General features: G+C 62.5%; 23 protein-coding genes. 17 read left to right on the top strand and 6 right to left on the bottom strand.

The features are described from left to right. Nucleotides 1-2 precede the first annotated feature (2 nt). The 15 genes from ACZ5TH_RS06560 to ACZ5TH_RS06490 all read left to right on the top strand — a co-directional run bounded on the left by ACZ5TH_RS06560 (nucleotide 3) and on the right by ACZ5TH_RS06490 (nucleotide 12990). On the top strand, nucleotides 3-203 hold the full coding sequence (locus ACZ5TH_RS06560) for a Flp family type IVb pilin (RefSeq protein WP_464793340.1): 201 nt from the start codon (nucleotides 3-5) through the stop codon (nucleotides 201-203). Nucleotides 204-269: 66 nt separating this feature from the next. Next, complete coding sequence (gene cpaB, locus ACZ5TH_RS06555; RefSeq protein WP_464793339.1) at nucleotides 270-1196, top strand: Flp pilus assembly protein CpaB; 927 nt, start codon at nucleotides 270-272, stop codon at nucleotides 1194-1196. Then, a complete protein-coding gene (locus ACZ5TH_RS06550; protein WP_464793338.1) occupies nucleotides 1183-2685 on the top strand; it encodes a type II and III secretion system protein family protein in 1503 nt (500 codons plus the stop codon). Before cpaB ends, ACZ5TH_RS06550 begins: the two co-directional genes overlap by 14 nt. A 14-nt stretch (nucleotides 2686-2699) precedes the next feature. After that, complete coding sequence (locus tag ACZ5TH_RS06545) at nucleotides 2700-2987, top strand: hypothetical protein (protein WP_464793337.1); 288 nt, start codon at nucleotides 2700-2702, stop codon at nucleotides 2985-2987. A 19-nt stretch (nucleotides 2988-3006) separates the two neighbouring features. Then, the gene (locus tag ACZ5TH_RS06540) at nucleotides 3007-4575 is read left to right on the top strand and encodes a pilus assembly protein TadG-related protein (RefSeq protein ID WP_464793336.1); all 1569 of its coding nucleotides are present in this window, start codon (nucleotides 3007-3009) and stop codon (nucleotides 4573-4575) included. 11 nt (nucleotides 4576-4586) lie between these two features. Continuing rightward, nucleotides 4587-5114, top strand: a complete 528-nt coding sequence (locus ACZ5TH_RS06535) for a TadE/TadG family type IV pilus assembly protein (RefSeq protein WP_449473267.1) — start codon at nucleotides 4587-4589, stop codon at nucleotides 5112-5114. 71 nt (nucleotides 5115-5185) lie between these two features. Further along, nucleotides 5186-5737, top strand: a complete 552-nt coding sequence (locus ACZ5TH_RS06530) for a TadE family protein (RefSeq protein WP_464795025.1) — start codon at nucleotides 5186-5188, stop codon at nucleotides 5735-5737. Nucleotides 5738-5757: 20 nt separating this feature from the next. Further along, nucleotides 5758-6969, top strand: a complete 1212-nt coding sequence (locus tag ACZ5TH_RS06525) for an AAA family ATPase (RefSeq protein WP_464795024.1) — start codon at nucleotides 5758-5760, stop codon at nucleotides 6967-6969. Continuing rightward, on the top strand, nucleotides 6969-8330 hold the full coding sequence (locus ACZ5TH_RS06520; protein ID WP_464795071.1) for a CpaF family protein: 1362 nt from the start codon (nucleotides 6969-6971) through the stop codon (nucleotides 8328-8330). The genes ACZ5TH_RS06525 and ACZ5TH_RS06520 overlap by 1 nt, the downstream gene beginning before the upstream one ends. Further along, nucleotides 8327-9331 (top strand): type II secretion system F family protein, encoded by a 1005-nt coding sequence (locus tag ACZ5TH_RS06515; RefSeq protein ID WP_464795023.1) that lies wholly within the window; start codon nucleotides 8327-8329, stop codon nucleotides 9329-9331. The genes ACZ5TH_RS06520 and ACZ5TH_RS06515 overlap by 4 nt, the downstream gene beginning before the upstream one ends. A 4-nt stretch (nucleotides 9332-9335) precedes the next feature. After that, the gene (locus ACZ5TH_RS06510; protein ID WP_464795022.1) at nucleotides 9336-10307 is read left to right on the top strand and encodes a type II secretion system F family protein; all 972 of its coding nucleotides are present in this window, start codon (nucleotides 9336-9338) and stop codon (nucleotides 10305-10307) included. A gap of 26 nt (nucleotides 10308-10333) precedes the next feature. Then, nucleotides 10334-11167 carry a tetratricopeptide repeat protein gene (locus tag ACZ5TH_RS06505; protein WP_464795021.1) on the top strand — a complete coding sequence of 278 codons (834 nt, stop codon included), beginning with the start codon at nucleotides 10334-10336 and terminating at the stop codon, nucleotides 11165-11167. Then, nucleotides 11164-11991: a tetratricopeptide repeat protein gene (locus ACZ5TH_RS06500; protein WP_464795020.1), complete on the top strand. Its 828-nt coding sequence runs from the start codon at nucleotides 11164-11166 to the stop codon at nucleotides 11989-11991. The genes ACZ5TH_RS06505 and ACZ5TH_RS06500 overlap by 4 nt, the downstream gene beginning before the upstream one ends. After that, on the top strand, nucleotides 11988-12512 hold the full coding sequence (locus ACZ5TH_RS06495) for an A24 family peptidase (RefSeq protein WP_464795019.1): 525 nt from the start codon (nucleotides 11988-11990) through the stop codon (nucleotides 12510-12512). The genes ACZ5TH_RS06500 and ACZ5TH_RS06495 overlap by 4 nt, the downstream gene beginning before the upstream one ends. Nucleotides 12513-12774: 262 nt before the next feature. Further along, nucleotides 12775-12990: a hypothetical protein gene (locus ACZ5TH_RS06490; protein WP_460986051.1), complete on the top strand. Its 216-nt coding sequence runs from the start codon at nucleotides 12775-12777 to the stop codon at nucleotides 12988-12990. 572 nt (nucleotides 12991-13562) lie between these two features. On the opposite strand, the gene purQ is transcribed toward ACZ5TH_RS06490, so the two are convergent. Both purQ and purS read right to left on the bottom strand, forming a co-directional pair. Continuing rightward, nucleotides 13563-14237, bottom strand: coding sequence for a phosphoribosylformylglycinamidine synthase subunit PurQ (gene purQ / locus ACZ5TH_RS06485; RefSeq protein WP_464795018.1), 675 nt, complete (start codon nucleotides 14235-14237; stop codon nucleotides 13563-13565). A 3-nt stretch (nucleotides 14238-14240) separates the two neighbouring features. Beyond that, the gene (gene purS / locus ACZ5TH_RS06480; RefSeq protein WP_022683267.1) at nucleotides 14241-14474 is read right to left on the bottom strand and encodes a phosphoribosylformylglycinamidine synthase subunit PurS; all 234 of its coding nucleotides are present in this window, start codon (nucleotides 14472-14474) and stop codon (nucleotides 14241-14243) included. 126 nt (nucleotides 14475-14600) lie between these two features. Between purS and ACZ5TH_RS06475 the strand changes: the two genes are divergently transcribed. Both ACZ5TH_RS06475 and ACZ5TH_RS06470 read left to right on the top strand, forming a co-directional pair. Beyond that, nucleotides 14601-14750 carry a hypothetical protein gene (locus ACZ5TH_RS06475; RefSeq protein ID WP_176502204.1) on the top strand — a complete coding sequence of 50 codons (150 nt, stop codon included), beginning with the start codon at nucleotides 14601-14603 and terminating at the stop codon, nucleotides 14748-14750. Between the two features lie 53 nt (nucleotides 14751-14803). After that, complete coding sequence (locus ACZ5TH_RS06470; protein ID WP_464772507.1) at nucleotides 14804-15556, top strand: sulfite exporter TauE/SafE family protein; 753 nt, start codon at nucleotides 14804-14806, stop codon at nucleotides 15554-15556. 72 nt (nucleotides 15557-15628) lie between these two features. Here the strand turns inward: ACZ5TH_RS06470 and purC are convergent, their stop codons facing one another. From purC to otsB, 4 genes are all read right to left on the bottom strand, one after another. Then, a complete protein-coding gene (purC, locus tag ACZ5TH_RS06465; RefSeq protein ID WP_464795017.1) occupies nucleotides 15629-16411 on the bottom strand; it encodes a phosphoribosylaminoimidazolesuccinocarboxamide synthase in 783 nt (260 codons plus the stop codon). Between the two features lie 148 nt (nucleotides 16412-16559). Continuing rightward, complete coding sequence (otsA, locus tag ACZ5TH_RS06460) at nucleotides 16560-17966, bottom strand: alpha,alpha-trehalose-phosphate synthase (UDP-forming) (RefSeq protein ID WP_464795016.1); 1407 nt, start codon at nucleotides 17964-17966, stop codon at nucleotides 16560-16562. Beyond that, nucleotides 17963-19687 (bottom strand): glycoside hydrolase family 15 protein, encoded by a 1725-nt coding sequence (locus ACZ5TH_RS06455; protein WP_464772505.1) that lies wholly within the window; start codon nucleotides 19685-19687, stop codon nucleotides 17963-17965. The genes otsA and ACZ5TH_RS06455 overlap by 4 nt, the downstream gene beginning before the upstream one ends. A 152-nt stretch (nucleotides 19688-19839) precedes the next feature. Then, entirely contained in the window at nucleotides 19840-20604 is a 765-nt protein-coding gene (otsB, locus tag ACZ5TH_RS06450; RefSeq protein WP_464795015.1) for a trehalose-phosphatase, read from the bottom strand. Nucleotides 20605-20679: the final 75 nt, after the last annotated feature.

Below are 20679 nucleotides of genomic sequence, written 5' to 3'. Positions count from 1 at the left end.
CAATGATTTTCGTCAAAACGCTTTGGAACGATCAGAGCGGCGCCTCGGCGGCCGAATATGCCTTGATCCTAGCAATTGTGGGGACAGGCATTGCGGTGGCGGCGTTTAATCTAGGCGGTTCAATTAAGGGAGCCATGGATCAGTCGTCCACCTGTATTTCTAATGCGGTGGTAGGAACTGGCGTCTTGGCGAAATGCCAATAAGGTTGAACTGCTAAATAAATATTGGATGTCCATGCCTTGGCATGGACATCCAAAAAGGGGGAAGTCGTGGGGCAGCGCAGATCTCTTATCATCCTCGGCTTCGCGATCTTGCTGGGGTTGGCGGCGGTGTTCATCGCCAATGCCTATCTAAGCAAGGCCGAGCAGGCGCAGGCCACTCCGCAAGGGGGCATGGTCAAGGTCGTCGTTGCGTCGATGCCTTTGGCCTTTGGCACGGCGGTCACTCCGGAAAAGATCAGGGTGGTCGATTGGCCCGCGGCTTCGGTGCCGCCGGGCGCTTTCCGCGATCCGGTCCAGCTCACCTCCCTTGGCAAGCAGCGGGTTGTGCTGCGCCAGATCGAGCCGGGTGAGCCGATCCTGACATCCAAGCTGTCCGCAGAAGGAGGCCGTGCCACCATGTCCGGTGTGCTGCGGCCCGAAATGCGTGCAGTCGCGGTTCGCGTGAGCGACGTGGCGGCGGCTGGCGGCTTCGTGCTGCCGGGTGATACGGTCGATGTCTTCGTCACGCGCACGGCGCAGGACGGCGCGGGCGGTAGCCAGCAGATCACTGACGTGCTGCTGCAGAACACCCGTATCATCGCCATCGACCAGAATGCCAATGACAGCTCCAAGGACCCGGCGGTCGGCAAGACCGCGACGCTGGAGGTCAATCAGGTCGATGCGCAGAAGCTGGTCCTGGGCCAGCAGGTCGGCCAGCTGACGCTTGTGCTGCGTAATGTGACGGACCAGCCCAACCCGGCCGTGCAGACCGTGGGGATCGAGGATTTGCGTGACGGCGCCTATGTCGGGGGTTTCTCAGGCCCACGCGCGCGGATCGCGGAGGCTGGCTTCGGGCCGGCTCCGATGCCCAGGATGCGTGCGCCCCGGCGCAGCGTTCCGAGAAATGTTTCCGCATTGCCCGCGACCGCATCGGTCGAAATCGTGCGCGGCACGACCGGCACCAGCTATGAGGTGAAGCGCTATGGTTCGCGGTAAGTCCATGAGGGCGCTGGCGCTGGGGGCAGCGCTGGTCGCAGGGGGGGCGACATCTGCCCCGGCCCAGATCGCTTCGCTGACCGCCAGCAATGTGGATCATGCAGGGCAGCTGGACGTGCCGCTCAACAAGAGCCAGGTGCTGACGGTTGATCGCGCTTTTTCCAAGGCGCTGGTGGGCAATCAGGAAGTTGCGGACATATTGCCGCTGACCAACCGGTCGCTCTATGTGCTGGGCAAGAAGGTGGGGACGACGAGCCTGACCCTCTATGACAGCCGCAACATGTTGATCGCGGTGGTCGATGTGGCGGTGGGGCCGGATGTCGTGACGTTGAAGCGGCAGCTGGCGGAGTTGATCCCCGGCGAGCAGATCGGCGCGCGCATCTCCAACGACGCGGTGGTGTTGACGGGCACGGTGTCGAGCGCTTCGGCGGTGGACCGGGCGGTGCAGATCGCCAGGACCTATGCGGGTGGCGACGAGAAGGTCGTCAACATGCTGTCGGTGGGTGCTTCGCAGCAGGTGATGCTGGAAGTGCGCTTTTCGGAAGTGAACCGGCAGGCGGCGAAGCAGATTGGGCTGAACCATAGCTTCACCGGCAATCGGACGGCGGGCAGCATCGGCAATCTGGCGGGGGATTCGATCATCCCGACCAATAATGACGGTGTTCCCACCATCAAGCTGGACGGTTTGTCCGATGCGTTCGGTGTCGGGACGTGGGCCTATAAGATCGGCAGCCTGAACCTGTTTTCCGCGCTGGATGCGCTGGAGAGGAAGGGGCTGGTCAAGACGCTGGCGGAACCGACGCTGGTGGCGCTGTCCGGTGAGACGGCGTCGTTCCTGGCGGGCGGTGAGTTTCCGATCCCGGTCGTGCAGAATGGCGGCGGCGGGGGCGGCGGTGGCAATAATGGCATTACCGTCGAGTTCAAGCCGTTCGGTGTCAGCCTGGGCTTTACGCCTACCGTGTTGAGCGACGGGATCATCAACCTGGTGGTTGAGCCGGAAGTGAGCTCGATCGATCCTTCGGCTTCGGTGTCGATCAACGGGCTGGTGGTGCCGGGCTTGCTGACGCGGCGCGCGAAGACGGTGGTGGAACTGCGCGATGGGCAGTCGTTCGCCATTGCCGGGCTGCTGCGCAACGACTTTCAGGATACGGTGCGGCAGTTGCCGATATTGGGTTCGATCCCAATCATCGGATCGCTGTTCCGCTCGACCGGTTTTCAGAAGCAGCAGACCGAGTTGGTCATGATCGTGACGCCCCGGCTGGTGAAGCCGATGCGGGCGGAGGATGTGAGCCTGCCGACCGACCGGGTGGGCAATCCCAACGAGCTGGACCTGTTCCTGATGGGGCGGACGGACAAGGCGGTGGGGATCAATCCGCTTAACCCTGACGCGATGCCTCCGGAAAAGCGCCAGGCCGTGCCTGCTCCTGCTGCTCCGGCGGCTGCTGCTCCGGCCCCGGCGGCGGCGAGCCAGAGCGGATATGAACTATGAGCGGGAGTGAGACCATGCGCAGACTGTCCCTGGCCGCCATGCTGGTCGTTCCGGCGCTGGCGGGATGCACGGCGAATGACCCGACCTTTGGCGGTGCGGTGCGGAGCAACTATGCGCTGCAGGTGATCAACCCGGAGCCGCGCTATGAGGGCACGCTCGTCGAAGGGGGCGAGGGCAAGCGCAGCGCGGCGGCGGTGGAACGCTATCGCACCGACAAGGTGAAGAAGCCCGCGACGATCAGCACGACCTCCGGCACTGGCGGCGGGTCTGGCGGCGGTGGTGGCGGCTCGGGCGGCCGGTAAGCGGGGAGGGCTTCGATCCATGTCTGCCCGTCGGAACAGCCTGCTAAGGTCAACCAGCGGTGCGGTGGCGCCGACGGTGGCCCTGTCGCTTTTCGGTTTGATTGCGGCGGGTGGCATCGCGTTTGATTATGCGCGGCTCGCCAGCATGGACAGCGAGTTGCAGAATGCGGCGGACCAGGCAGCGCTGGCAGCGGCGACGCAGCTGGATGGAGCCAGCGGGGCATGTAGTCGAGCAGCGAATGCCGCGAGAAATTTGATCACCAACGATAGCAGGTTTGCGAATGACGGAAGCCTGCCGAAGATAACCATCGCAAACGAACCCGATTGTGACGCGGTCGGCGCCATCAAGTTCTACAATACCAAGGACAAGTCCGTGGCGGCTACGAGTGATGCCACGGCGAATTTTGTAGAAATCACGGTTGGTTCGCGGTCTGCATTCTATGCTCTGACGCCGATCGTTTCGGTCATTTCGTCGGGACCCGTGGCCGCGAAGGCTTATGCAGGCGTAGGATCAGCGATCTGTGGCGCGGTGCCTTTCTTCATCTGCAATCCTGACGAGCCGATCAATAACAACGATCCCTATTATCCGACCGCCATCCCGTCGGGTACCGGCATCGTCATGGGAGAGGGCGGCACGCAATGGGGGCCGGGCAATTTCGGCTTCGTCGATCAGGCGGGCCGGGGGGCAAACAGCGTTGCGGAGGCGCTTGCGTCAAACGCTCTCTATGCCAATTGCGCCCCTACCGAGAACGTCACCACGGAAACCGGCAATATCCTCAATGCGGTTCGTGACTCCCTCAATATGCGGTTCGATTTCTTGCCCGGCAATAACTCCGCCTGCAAAAGCCCGCCCTGCTCACCGTCCACCAACGTGCGCAAGGACGTCGTCCGGAGCTCAAATTGTTCATGGCAGGAAAATCCAGCCACGGACGCCAATTACGCGAGCAAGCGATACCGTCCGTCGTCCGCCGCTGCGCTCGATCCATCGATCACACCGGAAATTATGGGTTTCCCGCGCGATATGATGCATTCAATTGGATCGGGGAACTATTCTTCACGGATAGGGAATGGTGCCTGGGATAGAGCTGCATATTTCAGATCTAATCATCCGGGGCTGGACTGGCAAAATACGACTGGATTGGGTCCCAACGTCACGCGTTACCAGACCTACATGTGGGAAGCGCAGGATCCCTCCACTCGACTGACAACGAAGGTCACGGCTGCCGATGCGAGCTTGGCGGCATACAGCACGCCTCAGGCCGGTAAGTGCAACTTCCCCGGGGTGGTGCCCAGCACGACTGGTACAGACCGACGCCGCCTGACGGCTGCGGTCGTGAATTGCCGCACCGTTTCCAAGACGACCGGATTGAACGGCAGTAAAAAGATTCCGGTCACCGGATATATCGACGTGTTCATGGTCGAGCCGAGCCTGGATCGCACAAAATGCGATGGCAATAAAAACGGATGTTCGGACAGCTATACGAGCCGCAACGACGTGTACGTCGAGGTGATCGGGGCATCTGGAACCGGCGAGGGCGGCGGGGCGCCGCAAATAACGAGGCGCGACACCCCGCGCCTGATCGAATGAGGGGCGGACAGATGTTCACGCGCCTTCTGAGAGATCGATCGGGTTCGTCTGCCGCTGAAATGGCCTTGGTGACGCCGTTTCTGATCGCGCTGATGTTCGGTTCGTTCGAATTGGGCAACTATTTTCTGAGCGAGCATGTCGTCGTCAAGGCGGTTCGGGATGGTGCCCGCTATGCCGGCCGCCTCAGTTTTTCAAATTACTCCTGCGCTAGCGCTTCGACCGATAACAGTCCGGGGGGAAGCATCGAGGTGAACACGCGCAATCTCGTGCGAACCGGACAACTGAGCGGCGGGAGCGCCCGGCTCGATGGGTGGACAGATCCGGAAACTATTAAAGTGACTTACGACTGTGTTGACGCCACCACCGTCAGTCCGTCCGGCATTTACGATGGACTGAATTTCATTCCGGTCGTGAAAGTGCAGACGACGACAGACGCGGCTCACCGGTTGCAATATCGTTCACTGTTCAACAAGCTCGGGTTCGGAAGCGGTACCTTGTATCTCAACGCTCGGTCTGAGTCTCCGGTCGTGGGCTCATGAAAGCATCAAGCGCCCTATTGGTCCGTGACACCCGCGCTTCCTCAGCCGCTGAGTTCGCTCTGGTCCTGCCCTTGTTGCTGATCTTTTTATTGGGTATAATCGATGTCGGGCGCGTAATGTGGACTTGGAACCGCGCCGAAAAAGCTACCCAAATGGGGGTGCGCTATGCCGTCGTGACCGACCCGGTGGCCACCGGCATTGCGACTTACAGCTTTGCTACGGGCGGTAGCGCGATCGCGCAGGGCGAAGCGATAGGCACATCCTATTTCACCTCTATGACCTGCAATTCCACCACTTGTGGGTCTTGCACCGGGAGCGCCTGCAACTCCCTCATTACACCCTATAATTCGACGGCCTTCACAAAGATTGTTAGCCGGATGCAGGTATTCCTGCCTGAATTGGCGCCCGCAAACGTGGAGGTTCTCTACAGCAATTCAGGGATAGGGTACTCCGGAGACCCAAATGGTCCGGACATCGCACCCTTGGTCACGGTTCGCATCAAGAGCATGACCTTCCGGCCAATTCTTCTTTCACTTTTCAACGGCACGATATCTCTTCCGGCCTTTAGCGCCGTTCTGAGCATGGAAAGCGGGCAGAGCTACTCAGGCCAGGCACCAAATTGAGGAACAAGATCTTGGGCATCGTGACGAACACAGCGGAAGCGGCCGAGAGCTGGACACTCAATGTGGGGGATGAGGGGATTCATCTGATCCTTTCGGAGCAGGAGGTGGCGGCTTCCGATATTCTTGGGGATCAGTTGAGCGGGCAGTCCTTGACCTTGTCCATGTTGCCTGCCGGGGCGCCATTGCCGCAGTCGTTGGTGGCGGAGGCGAAGGCCGTCATATTGGAGGTGCAGCCGGACGACGATGCGTCGACGCGGCGGCTGGCGGCTTTGCGGGCGGCTCATCCGGCGCTGCTGGTGGTGGCCGCCGTGCGCAATGCGGAGATTCCGTTGGTGCGGGCTTTGCTGCGCAGCGGGATCAACGATGTGGTGGCGCTGCCTTTGCAGGCGAGCGAGCTGTCGTCGATCCTCGATCAACTGCGGGGAGAAATTGCGGCCAAGGGTGGGCGTGACGTCAAGACGGGCGCGCTTGTGTCGATCATCAAGAGCGTTGGCGGCGTGGGCGCTACGACGATCGCGACGCAGGCGGCCAGCCTGCATGCGCGGAACGCCAGACAGACGGGCGAGCGGGTTTGCCTGTTCGATTTCGATGTGCAGTTCGGCAATGCGGGGACGTTCCTGAGCATCACTTCGCCACTGACGCTGGCGGACCTGTTGCAGGGCGGTAACCGGGTGGATCGGGAGCTGCTGGCTTCTGTCACCGTCGAGACGCCGACCGGGCTGCATGTCGTGACGGCGCCGACGGACATCATGCCGCTGGAGGCGGTGAATGCCGATCAGGTGTTGCGCGTGATCGAACTGGCGCAGCGCAATTATGATACCATCTATCTGGACCTGCCGGGCAACTGGACTAACTGGTCCATGTCGCTGGTGGCGCGGTCGGAAGTCATTTTCCTGGTGTGCGAGCTGACCATCGCCAGCCTGCGGCAGGCGCGGCGGCAGATCGCTTTGCTGCGCGATCAGGATATCGATCCGGCGCGGATTCATGTGATCGCCAATCGGGTAGAGAAGAAGCTGTTCCGCGCTATCGGGCTGGAGGATGCGGCGGCGGCGCTGGATCATCCGGTGAACCTTAGCATCGCGAACGACTTTCCGCTGGTCAGCTCTGCGCTGGATCAGGGGGTGTTGATCCAGGAATTGAAGGCGCGCAGCCGTATTTGCAAGGACATGCAGGATATCGTCGATTGCACCATGCAAGCGGTCGAAGCGCGGCGTCAGGCGGAGAAAGGGTGATGTGGCAGATCCGGAAAGGCGACAGCCGCTTTGGCGATTCCCGCGATGAGGTGGGGCCGACCGATACCGAGCTGGTCCATTGGGAAGAGGACCGGCATACCGAGCTGAAGGTCGCGCTGCACCAGAAGCTGATCGACCTTATCAACCTGTCCGCGCTGGAGAATATGTCGCGCGCGCAGGTCGAGGCGGAAGTGGGCGAGATCGTCCATGAGCAACTGGCTTTGCAGAAGCATGCGCTCAACCTGGAAGAGCGCAAGCGTCTGGTTTCCGATATATTGGACGAGCTTCTGGGGCTGGGGCCGTTGGAGCCGCTGCTGAAGGACCATAGTGTCACCGACATTTTGGTGAATGGGCACAAGATCGTCTTTGTCGAGCGCGGCGGGCGGTTGGTGGAGACGGCGGCGCGCTTCAAGGATGAGAAGCATCTGCTGCGCATCATCCAGAAGATCGTGGCGGCGGTCGGGCGGCGCGTGGACGAGGCTTCGCCCTTTGTCGATGCGCGTCTGGCTGACGGGTCGCGCGTCAATGCGGTGGTGCCGCCGCTGGCGGTCGATGGATCGCTGCTGTCCATTCGTAAGTTCGCCAAGGTGCCGATCAGCATGGCGCGGCTTTCGGAGCTGGGCAGCGTGCCCGCGCCGATGGCGCAGGTGCTGTCGGCGGTGGTGGCTTCGCGGCGCAATGTGCTGATTTCCGGCGGTACGGGTTCGGGCAAGACGACGCTGCTCAATGCCATGTCTGCGAGCATCGATGAGGCCGAGCGGATCGTGACGATCGAGGACTCGGCGGAGCTTCAGTTGCAGCAGCGGCATGTTGTTCGGCTGGAGACGCGGCCGCCCAATATTGAGGGGCGGGGCGAGGTCACGCAGCGCGATCTTGTGAAGAATGCGCTGCGTATGCGGCCGGACCGGATCATCGTGGGCGAAGTGCGCGCCGGGGAGGCGTTCGACATGCTGCAGGCGATGAATACGGGGCATGATGGGTCGATGACCACGGTCCATGCGAATACGCCGCGCGATGCGCTGTCCCGTGTCGAGCAGATGATCGGCATGAGCGGGATCGACATTTCGCCACGATCGGCACGGGCGCAGATTGCTTCGGCGCTGAACGTCATCGTGCAGGTCGGGCGTTTGTCTGACGGGCGGCGGCGATTGCTCAGCATTTCGGAGATTACCGGCATGGAGGGGGAGGTCATCACCATGCAGGAGATCTTCCGCTTCAAGATGACGGGCCGTGACGAGAATGACATGGTACGCGGTCACTTCGAGGCGACCGGCATCCGCCCGAAATTCATGAGCGATCTGGCCGACCGGGGCATTCACTTGCCCGCCGAACTTTTCCGTCCTGATGCGGTGGTGCAATGATCAATCCGATCTACATCCGTGCCTTTGTGCTGGTCCTGCTGTTCGCGGCGGTGATCCTGACGATCGAGGGCGTGCATAGCTGGTTCCGAGCGCGTGCGGGGACTGAGCGGGTCGTCAACAAGCGGTTGAAGATGATCGCGGCGGGCTTTGAGCGGAGCACGGTCCTGTCCCGGCTGCGGCGCAATGACGATAGTTTGAACTTTAATCATGACAGCGTCTTTGGGCGGATGGCTTTGAGCGTGGTGCGGTCGCTGCATGGCGCGGGGCTGAGCGTGCCTGCGCGCGTCGTGCTGACGTTCATGGCGATTGCGACGGGTGTGCTGTTCCTGATCGTGGTGATCGGCGCGCTGGCGGCGGGATATGGGATGACGGCGGGCATGATCGTGATGGCGGGGGCTTTTGCCGTGTCGCTGGGCGTGCTGCTGCCGATCATGGTGCTGGGCCGACTGAGCCAGCGGCGGCGCAAGAAGATGGAAGAGCAGTTCCCGGTGGCGCTCGATACATTCGTGCGTGGGCTGCGCGCCGGACATCCGATCGCGGCGGCGCTGGACCTGCTGACCAAGGAGATGCGCGACCCGATCGGCAGCGAGTTCGGGATCGTGGTCGACGAGGTGACCTATGGCTCCGACCTGCGCGACGCTTTGCAGCGCATGGCCGAGCGGTGGGACATGAACGAGATGCACATGTTCGTGACGTCGCTGTCGGTGCAGGCGGAGACAGGTGGCAACCTGGCGGAGATATTGGAAAATCTGTCGCTGGTGATCCGGGAGCGGGCGAGCCTGTTCCTGAAGGTGCGGGCGCTGAGTTCCGAAGGGCGGATGACGGCGGTGATGCTGACGGCGTTGCCGATCCTGGCGTTCGTGGCGTTGTTCCTGCTCAACCCGGCCTTCTACCTGGATATCGCGCAGGACCCGATGTTCATCTTTGGCTTTTCCGGGCTGATCATCCTCTACATCATCGGCTTCGTCACGATACGCCGCATGGTTGATTTGAAAGTCTGACCTGATGCTGGACCTTGCCCTTATTTCGCAATTGCGGCCGGTGTTGCTGGTGCTGCTGTTCGTCGCGATCGTGGCTATTGTCTATGGCGTGACGGAGGCGGTCGCGCGTACGTCCAGGGTGCGGAGTCGGCTGGACGTTGTGAGCGACGTCGGTAGCGCGGTGCAGGGCGGTGGGCAGTCGCTGCGTAACGAGCGCAACAATAGCGAATGGAAGAAGCTGGTCGATCGGATCGAGAAGCTGGGCATTTCGCTGGCGGATACGAAGAATGACAGCCTGCGCAAGCGGTTGATCGCGGCGGGCTATCCTTCGCCCGAGGCGCCGAAGATCTTTACGTTCATCCGGTTGGTGCTGACGCTGGCGCTGCCTGCTGTGCTGGTGCTCATGTCGCTCAACAAGCCCGAGCCGCCGAGCCCGGTGAAGTTGTATTTCATGGCGACTGCCGTTGCGGTGCTGGGGCTGTATCTGCCGAACCTCTTCATTTCGGCGAAGGCGGCGCGGCGGCAGGAGGCGATCGTCCACGGCTTTCCCGATGCGCTGGACCTGATGCTGGTGTGCGTCGAGGCGGGGCTGGGGCTGGAAGCGGCGATGGATCGGGTGGGGCGTGAGCTCGCCATCTCGCACCCGCTGGTGTCGCAGGCGCTGGGCAAAGTCGTGCTGGAATTGCGCGCAGGTATGAGCCGGGCGGATGCGCTGCGGAGGATGGCGGATGATGTGGACGTGGACGAAATTCGGTCCTTCTCGACGCTGTTGATCCAATCGGACCAACTGGGGTCTAGCGTCGGGCAGACGTTGCGCGTCTATGCAGCGGAGATGCGGGAGAAGCGGCGGATGCGGGCGGAGGAGAAGGCGCATCGCTTGCCGGTGCTGCTGTCAGTGCCGCTGGTCGCGTGCATGCTGCCGGTGATGATCGGGGTGTTGATGCTGCCCGCCGTGGTGCGGGTGGTGAGGGAAATCCTGCCGGTGTTGAGCCGGTAGCGGATACCAAGAGGGGGGGACGGGGCATGATGAGACAGGCAGTGGCGATCTCGCTGATGCTGGGGAGCGCGGCATGCAGTTCGCCCAACCGGGACGTGGCTATCCGGCCCGTGAACGTTGAGGCGGCGGCGACGGGGAAAGAAGCCATCGCGCGGGGGCAGCTGCTGTTTTCGCGGGGAGAATATGCGCTGGCGCTGGATGCTTACCGGCGGGCGATGCGGCAGGACCCGGCCGATGCGAACGCGCTGAACGGCGTTGCGATCAGCTATGCGGCGATAGGGCGGCATGATCTGGCGCGGGATTATTTCGAGCTGGCTCTGGCGCGTGCACCGATGGACGCGCGCATCCATCGCAACTTCGCGCGGAGCCTGAACGCGCAGGGTTTGCAGGGAGAAGCGAACGCCTTGCTGGCTGAGATCGGACAGGGCGTGCAAGCCGGTAGTGCGCGCCGCCCGACGCTGGCGCAGATCGCGATGGACGGTGGCAAGCGTCCGGCGGCACCCGTGCGGGCGGCCGGGCTGGAGCTGGAGCGGGTTTCGATGAGCGAGGTGCGGCTGCGCACCGTGTCGGCGGGCGTCGCACAGGCTACGCTGCCAGGGCGGGCCATTGCGCAACTGAATACCGCGATCGTGACCGTTGCGGACGAGGCTGGCCCGGCGCCAGCCATCTCGCTCTCTCGGTCGTTGGCGGCACCGATCACGACGCGGCCGACGCCAACACAAGTCACGGTGGCTGGGTGTGGTGAGTCCAAGGATGGGGCCAGTGCGGGAGCGTCACGCCCCTGCGCGACGATGGCGAGTGGGGATGAGCCCGACAGCCTGTTCCAGAAGCTATGGGCGTGGAGCGGAGGCCGGGGATGAGCATCCTGCTGCTGCTCGCGGCTGCGGCCATCTCGCCCGGCGCGACAGCAGCCGAGACGGCGCCCGCAGCGGCTCTGGACTATGGCCGATTGATCGATGACGCGATCGAAGGCGGGCGTATCGTACAGGCCGAGTTGATGTTGGGCCAATGGCGCGACGGGGCGCAGGCGCAGGACAAGCGGGGCATCGACATCGCAGTGGCGCAAATGGCTCTGGCCAAGGGGCAGGATGCGGAGGCGGAGTCGCGCTTTTCCGCGATCGGTCAGGCAGGAACGGCGGATTGCCGGGTCGATGAGGGACTGGGCATCGCAAGGTTGCGGCTGGGCCGGGCGGATCAGGCGGCAGAAGCGCTGCGCCGCGCCGTCGATCATTGCGCGTCGCGCTGGCGGGCCTGGAACGCGCTGGGCGTCGCTTATGACAAGGCAAAGTCCTGGGCGCTGAGTGCCGCCGCCTATGAGCGGGCCTTTCAGTTGACCGACAGGCCGGTGCAGGTGTTGAACAATTATGGGCTGTCGCTGATGGCGCAGGGACAGGCGGACAAGGCGATCGCCATATTCGACAAGGCACGGGACATGGCGCCCGATGACGCGCGCCTCATCGCACATGGCGATGCAGCGCAGGTGATGGCGGGGCGCGATATAGAAAGGCGCGCCGGCGATGACGCCAATAGCTGGGCCAAGCGGCTGAGCGATGCGGGGCAGGTGGCGTTGCGCATGGGGGACGCGGTGAAGGCGCGGGCCTATCTGAGCCGCGCGGTCACGGAGTCCGAGAGTTTTCAGCCGGAGGCGACTGCGGCTTTAGCTGGCATGGGGGCAAGGCCATGACGAAGGACCTTGTCCTGATTGCGCTGTCGTTGGTTTTATTGGGCGCGGCGATCGAGGATATTGCGCGGTTGCGGATATCCAACATCTTTCCGCTGCTGGTTATGGGGTTGTTCGTGCCCTGGGTTGCCATGGCCGGATGGGAAAATGACATTTGGCAGAATGGCACGCTGTTTTTGGCCGTGTTCGCGCTGGGGTGCCTGATGTTCGCGCTGCGATGGATGGGTGGGGGTGACGTCAAGCTGCTGGCGGCGTGTGCGCTGTGGTTCGATTGGGGCGCGGCGCTGCCCTGGTTTGTTTATGTGACGGTCGGTGGAGGCGTGCTGGCGTTGCTGATCATGGCCGGGCGGCGGATGGTGCCGAAAGCGGTGCGGGACGGGTCATCGCTGGCGATCTTCGCGCCGGGCGGGCCGATCCCTTATGGGGTGGCGATTGCGCTGGGGACTGTGATGGCGCTGTATATGGCGGGGCCTAATCCTAGCGGGGTGGCGCATCTGCCTGCGTTTGTGCGGGGGCTGAAGTAGCGCAACATTGGCATTGTTGAGCGGGCCGACGCGGAAGCTCGCTGCGCTCGCGCCCACCCCTAACCCCTCCCGCTTGCGGGAGGGGGATGTGTTGTATGGAGCGGACCGAGTGTAGCGGATTATGCTATCGAATAGCCTTTTGCAAATGATGCGACAAAGTAAAAATATTCTGCTAGGAGGCGTAATCGAGCGAAATCAGCCCGCAAGCCTTCGTATTGACAGAGAGACCATCGCGCTCCCGCTTGCCTGCTGAAGTGTGCCCATGGAAGATCTGAATAATCTACTGGAAAATGAACAAATCGAGCTTTTAAAAGAGCAGGCGGCGACGTGTATTTTCGCGCGTTCCGCTCATCGATTTCGTGCCAGGAGCTATGCCCGGCGCATTCGTGCCCATGACTATCCTTACAGATCAGGCCCGGTGAATAGCGGAAAAGCTTTTGCCCCATATCCGTTTGGCGGCGAAGGACAACATTCATGAGTCGGGTTGTCAACACGACGGCCAGCGTGGCTGAGATCGAGAAGATTTGCGCGGCGCACAGTTTTCGCATTTCAACGATAGAAACCTTGGCGTCGGGTGGTTCGAGAGTGGTTTTGCTTGACGGAAGGGACGCCGAACAAGTTCGCCTGTTGTTAAAGAATAAAATTCTTACTGGCGAGATTAAGCGCTCGGCCGCGCACGTCTCGCGCCAACCTCCTGCATCCTACAGGTCGCGGTAATGCAGCAAATCATAAACTTACAACGCCGACAACAGCTGGCAGAATGTAGTGCGGCAGGTGCAATCTGCGAGATGGACCGGCAGCAACATGATGCCCTCGCTCGTGCTTACGAGAAGATCATCGCGGTCTTGAAACGTGACCGCTTTGAAGCAGGCGGTCGTCGCGTCAGAAGGACGTGAACTGGTCGTAAGCCGACAGTCCCAATCTCGTGATGCCAGCGTAAGTTGATGGCGTTTTGCCCAGCCTACTGAGATCCCAGCGTGTGCTGGGATGACGGGTGTTGGGTGGTTGGATCAGGGACCTGGACGTGGAGGAGGGGTAGCGCGCGCCGGGTCAGGCGCGGGCCAACAGTCCCTCTACCAGACCTTCGAACAGTCGGCGGCCGTCGGTTTTGCCGTGGGCGGCCTCAATCACGCGTTCGGGGTGGGGCATCATGCCCAGCACATTGCCTGCTTCGTTGAGGATGCCGGCGATGTTGCGGGCGGAGCCGTTTACGGCTTCGCCATAGCGCAGGGCGACGCGGCCTTCGCCTTCTAAGCGGTCGAGGGTTGCGGCGTCGGCGAAGTAATTGCCGTCATGGTGAGCGACGGGGTAAGTCACTGTCTCGCCAGCGGCATAGCGGCTGGTGAAGGCGCTCTGGGCGTTTTCGACGGTCAGCGAGACATCGCGGCAGATGAAGTGGCCGCCTGCGTTGCGGAGCAGGGCGCCGGGGAGCAGGCCGCTTTCGGTCAGCACCTGAAAGCCGTTGCAGATGCCCAGCACATAGGTGCCGCGTTCGGCCGCCTTGGCCACCGCCTGCATCACGGGCGAGCGGGCCGCCATTGCGCCGGAGCGCAGATAGTCGCCGTAGGAGAAGCCGCCGGGTACGCCGATCAGGTCGATGCCTTCGGGCAGCTCGGTATCGCGGTGCCAGACCATGACCGGCTTTTCACCGCTCACCGCCTCGAAAGCCACGGCGAGGTCGCGGTCGCAATTGCTGCCGGGGAAGACGATGACGGCGCTCTTCATGGCTCAGGCCACCTTTTCGATGCGGTAGTTTTCGATCACCGTGTTGGCGAGCAGCTTGCGGCACATGGCGTCGATATCTTCGTCGCTGGTGCCGTCGGCCAGGTCCAGCTCAATGAGCTTGCCCGCGCGCACGTCGTTGACGCCCGAGAAGCCCAGACCGTCGAGTGCGTGGTGGATCGCCTTGCCCTGCGGGTCGAGGACCCCGCCCTTTAGGGTGACGAAGATGCGGGCTTTCATGAGGCCAAAAACTCCGTGGATTGCTATGGCGCACCCCCTAGTCCCCTGCGCCGCGCCAAGCAAGGCATTATCCCTTTATTAGCGAGACGGCGCTATGGTTTCGGGACGGGATAGAGGGTTTTGAATATGGCTGGTCTTGCACTGGCGATGTTTGTGGGGCTTTTCGCCTTTGGGCAGCAGATCGTCGGCTATGACGATCCGCATGGCCGTGTGCAGCTGGCCCTGCTGGCTACCTTTGCCTTCGGTGTTCTGATCGGATACCGGGCTAGCGCCTGAGCTTAACTGGAAAAGCTGTTCGCTTCAGCGGTCCTCTGCTTTAGGGCGGGGCGATGAGCGGCGATTATCTCTATTATGCATGCGCGATCGTGGCGGTGGTCCTTTCCGGGCTCGCCAAGGGCGGTTTTGCCGGGGCAGGGGCGCTGGCGATGCCGATCATGGCGCTGGGAATCGATCCGGTGCGGGCGGCGGCGATCATGCTGCCTATCCTCATATTGCAGGATGCGGTGAGCGTCTGGTCGTTCCGGCATAGCTGGGATCGGCACATATTGAAGGTGATGATGCCGGGCATGATCGTCGGCGTGGGGCTGGGTTACCTGTTCGCTGCGCGGGTGCCTGAGACGGCTGTGTTGGGCGCGCTCGGTTTCATTTCTACGCTGTTCGGTGCGCAGAGGCTGTGGGTCGAGCGGGGCGGGAAGGTTGTGCTGCCGTCCAGTTCGCCGAATTGGGTCGGGACGTTGCTGGGCGTGGCGAGCGGATTTACCAGCCAGATCGCCCATGCGGGCGCGCCGCCATTCCAGATGTGGGTGCTGCCCAAGCGGCTGGCGCGCGACACGCTGATCGGCACCACGGCGATTGCCTTTGCCATCATGAACTGGATCAAGGTGCCCGCTTATGCGGCGCTGGGGCAGTTTACGCGGGCCAATTTGATGGCGACCGCGATGCTGGCGCCGGTGGCCATTGGGGCGACTTACGCGGGGGTGGTGCTGGCGCGCAAGGTTGATCCGGCGCGGTTCTACACGCTGATCTATGTGCTGATGGTGCTGTTGGGGGTGAAGCTGATGGTGGATGCGGTGGTGGGATGAGCGGCGCGCTATTCCCCTCCACCGCCTTTGGCGGTCCCCCTCCCCATCGTTGATGGGGAGGATTTGAGACGGTCAGTCCTTGCTGCGCTTCTTGCGGTGGGTGTCGAGGTCGAGCACCGTTGTGTCCGCGCCTTCGGGCAGGAGGCCCAAGCGGCGGGCGACTTCCTGATAGGCTTCGACTTCACCGCCGAGGTCGCGGCGGAAGCGGTCCTTGTCCAGCTTTTCGCCGGTGTTCATGTCCCACAGGCGGCAGCCGTCCGGGCTGATTTCGTCGGCCAGGATGACGCGGCTGAAGTCGCCGTCCCACAGGCGGCCGAACTCCAGCTTGAAGTCGACAAGGCGGATGCCGATGGCCGCGAACAGGCCGCACATGAAGTCGTTGATGCGGATCGCCATGTCGGCGATGTCATGCATCTCTTCCTGCGTGGCCCAGCCGAAGCAGGCGATATGCTCGTCGGACACGAGCGGGTCGCCCAGCGCATCGTCCTTGTAGCAATATTCGATGAGGGTGCGGGGCAGCTGCGTGCCTTCCTCGATCCCCAGCTTCTTGCTCAAGGAACCGGCGGCGACGTTGCGGACCACGACCTCGATCGGCACGATTTCAACCTGGCGAACCAGCTGTTCGCGCATGTTGAGGCGGCGGATGAAGTGGGTCGGCACGCCGATCTGACCGAGCAGGGTGAAGATATGCTCGGAGATGCGGTTGTTGAGTACGCCCTTGCCGGAAATCGTGCCCTTCTTCTGCGCGTTGAAGGCGGTGGCATCGTCCTTGAAATATTGGATGATCGTGCCGGGCTCAGGGCCTTCGTAAAGGATCTTTGCCTTGCCTTCGTAGATCTGGCGGCGACGGGCCATGCGCGTTCCTGTCTTCCCGAGAAAAGAATGTGCCCCGGCAACGCGAATCGAAGAGGATCAGCGGGTGCCGGGGCTGCTGGCTGGCCCATAGACCAAAGCAGACAGGGGTGCAATTAGCGCGCTGATCTGGCGGCGAACTGTCGTGAGTTCAGTGCGCGATTTCGACGTCTGCCGCCTGCTCATCGTCGCGACGTACGGCCATCAGGCGTTCGGTGAAGCAGCGGCGCCACCAGCTGATGTCCTGTTCCTCGACGCAATCCATCATCGAACGCCAGCGCCGCTTGCGTTCATCCAGTGGCATGGCGAGGGCGCGGGTGATGGCGTCCGACATCTCCTCCGGGCTGTAAGGGTTGATGAGGAGCGCGTCCTTGAGCTGGGTCGCGGCGCCAGCGAAGCGGGAGAGAATGAGGACGCCGGGATCATTGGGGTCCTGCGCGGCGACATATTCCTTGGCGACAAGGTTCATGCCGTCGCGCAGCGGGGTGACGAGGCCGATCCGCGCGGCGCGGTAGATGCCCGCCAGCTTGTCGCGGGGATAGCCCTGGTTCACATAGCGGATCGGGGTCCAGTCCACATCGCTATATTCGCCGTTGATGCGCCCGGCGGTGGCGTCGAGCGTTGAGCGGATGTGCTGATAGCTTTCCACTTCCCCTCGCGAGGGCGGCGCGATCTGCGTCAGGACCACCTTGCGATGATGTTCGGGATGGTCCTTGAGGAAGCGGGCATAGCCGCTGAATCTTTCCTCCAGCCCTTTGCTGTAGTCGAGCCGGTCTACGCCGACGATCATCGCGCGGTCCTGCAATGAGCGGCGGACTTGTTCGAACATGTCCCGCGCGGGTTCGCTGACGGCGGCGTTGGAAAATTCCTGCGCGTTGATGCCTATGGGGCAGGCGATCGCCTGAATCGTGCGGTCGCCCAGCGTGACGAAGTCGCCATTTACCGTCCCGTTCATCTCCCGCTCCACATAATGGCGGAAGGATTCGAGCCATTCTTCGGTATGGAAGCCGATGACGTCATAGGCGAACAGGGTCCGCACCAGCTTGGTATGATGGGGCAGGGACACCAGCAGACGCGTGGGCGGCCATGGGATGTGGAGGAAGAATCCCATCCGGTTGTTATGCCCCTTGTCGCGCAACATCTGGCCGAGCGGAATCATGTGATAATCCTGCACCCAGATAATGTCTTCGGGCTCGATCAGCGGGCTGGTCGTGTCGGCGAAGCGGTGGTTGACGCGGTTATAGCCGCCCTCGAAATCGCGGGCATATTCGGCAAGGTCGATGCGGAAGTGGAAGAGCGGCCACAGCGTCTTGTTGGCATAGCCGTTATAATATTCGTCGACGTCCTGCTCTTCGAGGTCGATCGTTGCCGTCTTTACGCCTTCATCTTCGGAAAAGCCGATATGGCCAGTGAAATTTTCGGTGACTTCGCCTGACCAGCCGACCCAGATGCCCCGGCTTTCGCGCAGCGCCTGTGCCAGCGCCACGGCAAGGCCACCCTGATTGCCGGACTTGTTGGGCCTGCTGACCCTGTTGGAAATGACTATCAGGCGGCTCATCGCATAACGCTCCACGGCTTGCTCAACAGAACGGCGCAGTTGATGATGCCGACCAATGAGTAGGTCTGGGGATAATTGCCCCACAATTCCCCTGTCGCGGGATCGATATCCTCCGACAATAGGCCGGCGGCGGTGCGGCGGGACAGCATTTCTTCAAACAGCAGCCGCGCTTCTTCCGTGCGGCCGGTGCGGTGGAGGGCCTCTATCAGCCAGAATGTGCAGACGTTAAAGGCGGTGACGGGCTCCCCGAAATCATCCGGCGTGCTGTAGCGCAGCATGTCATTGCCCCGGCGCAGATCCTTTTCCAGCGCCTTCAATGTGCCCACAAACATCGGATTGTCCGCCGTCAGGAAGCGCAGGTCCAGAAGCTGAAGCAGTGAGGCGTCGCGGGCGTCATCCTCGAAATTGGCGGAGATGGCGTTGCTGCCGCTGCGCCAGGCCGATTGCAGGATGCGCGCCTTCATGATCTCGGCCCGTTCGCGCCAATAAACCTCCCGCTCGGGCAGGTCTAGCGCGGCGGCGGCGTGGGCGAGGCGGTCGCAGGCGGCCCAGCACATGACGGCGCTGTAGCTGTGCACATGCGCGCGGGTGCGCAGTTCCCACAGGCCAGCGTCGGGCTGGTCATAGACCGACCATGCGCGTTCGCCGACCGCTTCCAAGGATTCGAAGTCGGACATGCTCGCCATGCGAAGCAGTCGCTGGTCGATGAAACCCTGAACCGAGGACAGCACGATCTGGCCATAGGCGTCATGCTGAATCTGGGAATAGGCGGCGTTGCCGACGCGAACCGGCCCCATGCCGCGATAGCCCGGAAGGTTCTGCGCCTCGCGCTCCTCCAGCGTGGCGTTGCCGCGCACGTCATAGAGCGGCTGGATGTGACCGCCCTTTGCGCCGTCGACGATGTTGCGGAGGTAGACGAGGTAGCTTTCCAACACGTCGAGCGCGCCGAGGCGGTTCAGTGCCTCCACCGTATAATAGGCGTCGCGTATCCAGCAGTAGCGATAGTCCCAGTTGCGCCCCGAGTCGGCATGTTCCGGGATGCTGGTGGTCAGCGCGGCGACGATCGCGCCGGTTTCCTCATGCTGACAAAGCTTGAGCGTGATGGCCGAGCGAATGACCGCTTCCTGCCATTCGGCGGGAATGGCGAGGCCGCGCACCCAGACCTGCCATTCGTGGATGGTGTCGTCCAGCATTCGCTCCACTTCGGGGCGAAGCGCATCCGAAAAGCTTTCGTCCGGCCCCAGGAAGAAGTGCATGTCATGTTCGAGCCGGAACCAGCTTTCCTGGGAAATGAGGCCGATGGGCGCGTTGGTCGACATGCGCATAGCCATATAGGACAGGACGAGCCGAATATGGTTTGAGCCATAGCTGATCGGCACGCTCTCCGAATTCCAGGACGTGGTCGGGCGAAGCCGCACGCGGATGCGGGGGCTGCCTGCCACAGGCCGGACGATCCGGGCGAAAGCCACGGGACGGTACATGCGGCCCATGTGGCGATGGCGCGGGCAGAAGTCGTATAGCTCTATGGCATTGCCGTGATCGTCGGTCAGGCGGGTCACGAGGATCGGCGTATTGCGGATATAATGTTGTTCGACGCTGACGCAGTTTTCCAGTTCGATCGCCCAGAAACCGCGCGCGTCCGGTGCGTCCCAACTTTTGTCGTCGAGAAGGGCGGAAAAGACGGGGTCCCCGTCCACGCGGGGCACGCACGCCCATATCATCCGCCCTGCGCGATCGATCAGCGCGGATGCCTGGCAATTGCCGATGGGCCAGAGATCGAGAGTGCGTTCGTTTCCGGCGGAATGCGTTTTACTGGTCCTGACTATCGGTCTGCCCCCCTGACTCATTCGAACGAGGGGGCGCCAGTCATGGCTCAGCCGGGCCTGACGACCCCCCGCGCGAGATAATGCCTGACAGCGGCAACCTGTTCCAAAGAGAATGCGGCGAGTGTCGTCCGGGGCGGGCCGACCAGAACGCCCGCGCCGCCCAGTTCGGTGGCGGCGGCAAAGCCTTCCTCATCCGTGACATCGTCGCCGATGAAGAGCGGGCGTCCCCCTGCCATGGGAGTGCGGGCCATCAGCGTGTGGACCGCGCTGCCCTTGTCCGCGCCGCCGGGGCGCAGTTCGAACAGCATCTTGCCCGGTTGCACGGCGAGGCCAAGTTTGGCGGCGAGGTCGCTGGCCAGTTCGCCCGCCTGCTCGCCCCATTGGGGCGCGCCACGGAAATGCAGGCCAACGCTGATCGATTTGCGTTCGACCAATATGCCGGTCTTGCCCTCCGCAAAGCTGTGGAAGGCCGCTTCGGCATCATCGACCGCCGGGCGGCGAGGGGCGGCTTCAACCTGTTCGCCGGGTTGAGCGAATTCCAGTCCGTGCGTTCCGGCAAGCAGGAAGTTGGCGAAGCCGAGATCGCGCAAGGTGACGATAGACCGGCCGCTGACGATAGCCAGACGGCCTTGCAGCACATCGCGCAATTCGCCGAGCAGGGTGAGCAGATCGCCGTCCACGACCACGCCGTCAGGTGTGGCGGCGATCGGCGCGAGGGTGCCGTCAAAGTCGAGAAACAGCGCCGCGCCGGTCAGCAGCGAGGCAGGCGGCGGCGGAAGGGCGATGACAGGAGGTGGGTTGGAATCGGACACGGGCGCAAATTGGCGCGTGGCGACGAATGTGCAAGCCCCGGAGGCGAAGAAGATGAATTTTTCGGGGCTGCAATC

It is taken from the genome of Sphingobium sp. TomTYG73, from assembly GCF_055394245.1.
This window is presented reverse-complemented; position numbering and strand designations above follow the sequence as displayed.

What these genes read in the sequence shown, in the direction of transcription:
- ACZ5TH_RS06550 (WP_464793338.1), top strand. Translation starts at nt 1,183, where the DNA reads ATGGTTCGCGGTAAGTCCATGAGGGCGCTGGCGCTGGGGGCAGCGCTG.
- ACZ5TH_RS06505 (WP_464795021.1), top strand. Translation starts at nt 10,334, where the DNA reads ATGATGAGACAGGCAGTGGCGATCTCGCTGATGCTGGGGAGCGCGGCA.
- ACZ5TH_RS06470 (WP_464772507.1), top strand. Translation starts at nt 14,804, where the DNA reads ATGAGCGGCGATTATCTCTATTATGCATGCGCGATCGTGGCGGTGGTC.
- ACZ5TH_RS06495 (WP_464795019.1), top strand. Translation starts at nt 11,988, where the DNA reads ATGACGAAGGACCTTGTCCTGATTGCGCTGTCGTTGGTTTTATTGGGC.
- ACZ5TH_RS06560 (WP_464793340.1), top strand. Translation starts at nt 3, where the DNA reads ATGATTTTCGTCAAAACGCTTTGGAACGATCAGAGCGGCGCCTCGGCG.
- otsA (WP_464795016.1), bottom strand. Translation starts at nt 17,966, where the DNA reads ATGAGCCGCCTGATAGTCATTTCCAACAGGGTCAGCAGGCCCAACAAG.
- purC (WP_464795017.1), bottom strand. Translation starts at nt 16,411, where the DNA reads ATGGCCCGTCGCCGCCAGATCTACGAAGGCAAGGCAAAGATCCTTTAC.
- ACZ5TH_RS06545 (WP_464793337.1), top strand. Translation starts at nt 2,700, where the DNA reads ATGCGCAGACTGTCCCTGGCCGCCATGCTGGTCGTTCCGGCGCTGGCG.
- ACZ5TH_RS06475 (WP_176502204.1), top strand. Translation starts at nt 14,601, where the DNA reads ATGGCTGGTCTTGCACTGGCGATGTTTGTGGGGCTTTTCGCCTTTGGG.
- ACZ5TH_RS06520 (WP_464795071.1), top strand. Translation starts at nt 6,969, where the DNA reads ATGTGGCAGATCCGGAAAGGCGACAGCCGCTTTGGCGATTCCCGCGAT.
- ACZ5TH_RS06455 (WP_464772505.1), bottom strand. Translation starts at nt 19,687, where the DNA reads ATGATATGGGCGTGCGTGCCCCGCGTGGACGGGGACCCCGTCTTTTCC.
- purQ (WP_464795018.1), bottom strand. Translation starts at nt 14,237, where the DNA reads ATGAAGAGCGCCGTCATCGTCTTCCCCGGCAGCAATTGCGACCGCGAC.
- ACZ5TH_RS06510 (WP_464795022.1), top strand. Translation starts at nt 9,336, where the DNA reads ATGCTGGACCTTGCCCTTATTTCGCAATTGCGGCCGGTGTTGCTGGTG.
- ACZ5TH_RS06515 (WP_464795023.1), top strand. Translation starts at nt 8,327, where the DNA reads ATGATCAATCCGATCTACATCCGTGCCTTTGTGCTGGTCCTGCTGTTC.
- ACZ5TH_RS06490 (WP_460986051.1), top strand. Translation starts at nt 12,775, where the DNA reads ATGGAAGATCTGAATAATCTACTGGAAAATGAACAAATCGAGCTTTTA.
- ACZ5TH_RS06500 (WP_464795020.1), top strand. Translation starts at nt 11,164, where the DNA reads ATGAGCATCCTGCTGCTGCTCGCGGCTGCGGCCATCTCGCCCGGCGCG.
- purS (WP_022683267.1), bottom strand. Translation starts at nt 14,474, where the DNA reads ATGAAAGCCCGCATCTTCGTCACCCTAAAGGGCGGGGTCCTCGACCCG.
- ACZ5TH_RS06540 (WP_464793336.1), top strand. Translation starts at nt 3,007, where the DNA reads ATGTCTGCCCGTCGGAACAGCCTGCTAAGGTCAACCAGCGGTGCGGTG.
- ACZ5TH_RS06535 (WP_449473267.1), top strand. Translation starts at nt 4,587, where the DNA reads ATGTTCACGCGCCTTCTGAGAGATCGATCGGGTTCGTCTGCCGCTGAA.